Annotated in this window: 2 protein-coding genes, 1 tRNA gene and 2 pseudogenes; 3 read left to right on the forward strand and 2 right to left on the reverse strand. The window is 72.1% G+C overall.

The window, feature by feature from the left end; genetic code table 11:
- Together MXD58_RS22460 and MXD58_RS22465 are read left to right on the forward strand one after the other, a co-directional pair.
- Positions 1-545, forward strand: a pseudogene (locus MXD58_RS22460) (DNA polymerase III subunit delta'); the annotation flags it as partial.
- 91 nt (positions 546-636) lie between these two features.
- Positions 637-1,449: pseudogene (locus tag MXD58_RS22465) on the forward strand (PSP1 domain-containing protein); the annotation flags it as partial.
- A gap of 15 nt (positions 1,450-1,464) precedes the next feature.
- On the opposite strand, the gene MXD58_RS22470 reads toward MXD58_RS22465, so the two are convergent.
- On the reverse strand, positions 1,465-2,199 hold the full coding sequence (locus MXD58_RS22470) for a response regulator transcription factor (protein WP_248838211.1): 735 nt from the start codon (positions 2,197-2,199) through the stop codon (positions 1,465-1,467).
- A gap of 252 nt (positions 2,200-2,451) precedes the next feature.
- Between MXD58_RS22470 and MXD58_RS22475 the strand changes: the two genes are divergently transcribed.
- Positions 2,452-2,523, forward strand: a tRNA-Thr gene (locus tag MXD58_RS22475).
- 147 nt (positions 2,524-2,670) lie between these two features.
- On the opposite strand, the gene MXD58_RS22480 is transcribed toward MXD58_RS22475, so the two are convergent.
- A complete protein-coding gene (locus MXD58_RS22480; protein WP_308302022.1) occupies positions 2,671-3,207 on the reverse strand; it encodes an inorganic diphosphatase in 537 nt (178 codons plus the stop codon).
- Positions 3,208-3,864 lie beyond the last annotated feature (657 nt).

The raw sequence follows: 3,864 nt of genomic DNA on the forward strand, positions 1-3,864 counted from the left end.
TCCCGACCCGGCTGGGCCGCGTCGGCGACTGCCTGGCGGCGGCCGCGGCCCTGGTCGAGGCGGCGACCGCCGATGCCGAGGCGGCCACCAGCGAGCGGGACGAAGTCGAGACAGCCGCGTTGAAGACCGCTCTCGGTGTCGGCGCGACCGCTGCGGGGGGCAGATCGGCGTCGGCCCGCGCCCCCAGGGCAGGCGCGAAGGCGCGCGCGATGACGGTCCGCGGCGCTGTCGGCGCGCTCAAGGAACTGGAACGCAACCAGAAGAGCCGCGGCCGCCGCACCGTCCTGGATTCCCTCGACCGCGCCCTCGTGGACCTCGCCGGGCTGTACCGCGACGTACTCGCCGCGCAGCTGGGCGCGGCCGTCGACCCGATCCATCCCGATCATGCCGCCGACGCGGCCAGCCTGGGCGCGGCCTCGACTCCCGAGCGGACGCTGCGGCGGCTGGAGGCCGTGCTGGCGACCCGGTCCGCCCTGGCCGACAATCCCGGGCTCGTGCCGCTGCTCGCCGTCGAGTCGCTCGTCCTCGCCCTGCGCGAGGACTGACGGCGGCACCGCGAGGGCCGGCGAGTCGGACGAAACCGCCCCTGCGCCGAACAGCCGGGCATATCCTGCGGCGTCAGGAGGTGAGGCCCGGGTGCCGATGATGTGCGCAGTGGCGTTCTCCCCGCGTGGCCGCCTCTACTACGCCGATCCCGGCTCGCTCACGCCGCGGGTGGGCGACCGGGTCCTGGTGCCCACCGACGCCGGACCGGAGGTGGCCACCTGCATGTGGGCGGCTCAATGGGTGTCGGAGGATGTCGGCGAGCTACCGGTGCTGGCCGCGATGGCGGCGCCGGAGGACCTCAGCCGCGCCGAGACGTCCCGGCGCCGGCGCGCCCAGGCCCGCGTCGCCGCGCGGCGGCTCGCCCGCGAACACCACCTGGCCATGAAGATCGTCGGGGTGGATCACGTGCCGGACTCCGGCGCCTTCACCGTCTACTTCACCGCGGAGAGCCGGGTCGACTTCCGCGAGCTGGTCAGGGACCTCAACCGCACCCTCGCCGCCCGGGTGCACCTTCGACAGCTCTCGGCCCGTGACAGCGCCCGGGTCCAGGGCGGCATCGGTTCGTGCGGGCGTGACCTGTGCTGCGCCACGTTCCTCACCGACTTCGAGCCGGTGAGCCTGCGGATGGCCCGTGATCAGGACCTGGCGCTCAACCCGATGCGGATCAGCGGCGCCTGCGGCCGGCTGATGTGCTGCCTGCGCTACGAACACCCGCTGTACGAGGAGTTTGCCGACGCGGTTCCCGCCGTCGGTGAGCGGGCCAGCACGCCGGCCGGCGAGGGTCGGGTCGTGCGGCATGACGTTCCCCGCCAGGAGGTGGTCGTCGCGCTGGACGGCGGCGGGCGGAACTCCTGCGCACGGGCGTCGGTGTGCCCCTCCCGGCAGGCACACGACGCCGTCCACGGCCAGAAATGACGATCACGGGTCGAAGCGGTAGCCCATCCCGCGCAGGGTGGTGACGAGCCGACGCTGCGGCGGACGCCCTTCCACCTTCGTGCGGACCCGCCGAACATGCTCGGTGACGGTGGCGGGGTCCTGGAATCGGGTTCCCCACACCTGTTCGAGCAGCTCCTCCCGGCTGAACACCCGTCTCGGGTGGCGGGCGAGGAACGCCAGCAGTTCGTACTCACGCGCGGTCAGGTCGATGCGTTCGCCGGCGACCGCGACCTCGCGAGCGCGCAGGTCGATGGAGACGTCCCCGTAGACCAGCGGATCGTTGCCGTCGCCGTTGCGCTGCGGCGGCGGCTCGGCCGGCCGGCGGCGCAGCCGGGCCCGGACCCGCGCGACCAGCTCCCGCAGGGAGTAGGGCTTCACGACGTAGTCGTCGGCGCCCAGCTCCAGGCCGACCACTCGGTCGACCTCCTCGGCGCGCCCGGTGAGCATGATCACCGGAACTTCGCTCGTCTGGCGCAGGCGGCTGAGCACCGCGAACCCGTCCATCCGCGGCATCGCCACGTCCAGCACGACCAGATCGATCTCCGTCGTCTGGAACAGGCGCAGCGCGGCTTCGCCGTCCGCGGCCTCCAGCACGCGATAGCCGAATCTCTCCAGGCTTCGCGCAAGTGCTACGCGAGATGCCTCATCGTCCTCGGCGACGAGGAGTGAGGCTCCTCGCGTCGTTGCTGCAGGCGCAGCGTCCCCGGCCCCGGTCATGGAGCGAAACCCTACGCATCCTCTCCGGAACCACTTCGACCGGGGTGCCGATTTGCGCCCTTCAACACGCCAATGCGCGCGAATTCTCACCTAAAGCGAGGGTTTGCTTACTTTAGGTAGCAGAGATGGAAGGCTGCGCTGGCCCGCGTGGATCGGCGGGCGGTCACGGCGACCGGCATACGGCCACCGTCAGCGCCGACCCGCATCGCCGTCTGGCATACTCAACCCCGGCCGGTACCTTCCCGGCCGATCGCCGGAGTAGCTCAGTGGCAGAGCAATCGCCTCGTAAGCGATAGGTCGCGGGTTCAATCCCCGCCTCCGGCTCACTCTCCCCGGGCGGTCATGGTCTGCCGATACCTTCGCAGCCGCCGACCCACCCGATCGCCGCAGGCCGCGGCGTTCGCCCCTTCATCCACGCGGCCCGTCGGGGCCGGTGCATGAAGAGGCGTCGCCGTCGTGCGGGTCGGCCGGTCACGCGGACTTCGGCTCGGCCTCCTCGTGCTCGCCGGACTCCTGTGCCTCGGCGTCGTGCAGCCGCTTGATCGAGGCCAGGATCTCCCGCTCGGCTTCCTTGCGGTCCACCCAGGAGGCGCCCTCGACCGACTTGCCGGGCTCCAGGTCCTTGTAGACCTCGAAGAAGTGCTGGATCTCCAGGCGGTCGAACTCCGGCAGGTGCCGCAGATCCCGCAGGTGCTCCTGGCGGACGTCCGCCACCGGGACGCACAGCACCTTGTCGTCCGGGCCCTTCTCGTCGGTCATCTCGAACATGCCGATCGTCCGGCAGCGGACGAGACAGCCGGGGAAGGTGGGCTCCTCCAACAGGACCAGCGCGTCCAGTGGATCACCGTCCCGCCCCAGGGTCCCCTCGATGAAGCCGTAGTCCGAGGGGTAGTGGGTGGAGGTGAACAGCATCCGGTCAAGCCGGATACGCCCGGTGTGGTGATCCATCTCGTACTTGTTGCGCTGCCCCTTGGGGATCTCGATGGTCACATCGAACTCAAGGTCCACTCCGCTCCCTGTCTCCTTCATGCTCAGGCCCGCCCGGTCCGTTCCGGACGGCTGCCGTGTGTGCGCCGCTCCCGGCCGCCGACGCTGGCCAGGCCGCCGGCGGGCGGTGCGGGCGTGGGTAGCCCGCACGGGTACGCGCCACGGCCGCGGGCGGTTACCCGAACGGGTACCGCGCATGACGACCGTTGCCCCTCCCAGTGTCGCGGAAGCCACCTCCCGCCCGAGCCACCCGGTCGGCATCGCCACAACGCGATGCCGCACAGTTCACACAACCGGACGGTTCAGGCAGCCGACCGCCGGGCGCGGCATCGGCGCCCCCGCCGCTTCCCGCCGCGCCAGCCAGGCGCGTCTGTCCAGGTCTGCCGGGTCCACGGCAGGCGATCCGGTGACAGTCCACGCGGAGCACCGCCGGGCTGGCACCTCGCGCCATACGGTGACACAGCTGCCCGGTGACCGCCACCGCGGACGTCGGCCCGCACTCCGCCCGCGCCAACCGAAGTGCGGCAGCGGCCACGCACCCGGACCACGCGACCCCGCTGCCGGCACGGCTTGCGTAGTGTCCGGCGGGTGACCTCACCAGCGTCGGTCGCTCGGACCGGTGCGCTGACCGCGCTCGCCGGCGCCCTGCTCGCCGGCTCCCTGGCCGCGGGTCCCGCC

The sequence above is a fragment of the Frankia sp. AgKG'84/4 genome, from assembly GCF_023242965.2.
In the GTDB taxonomy this organism is placed as follows: Bacteria; Actinomycetota; Actinomycetes; order Frankiales; family Frankiaceae; genus Frankia.

What these genes read in the sequence shown, in the direction of transcription:
- MXD58_RS22470 (WP_248838211.1), bottom strand. Translation starts at nt 2,199, where the DNA reads ATGACCGGGGCCGGGGACGCTGCGCCTGCAGCAACGACGCGAGGAGCC.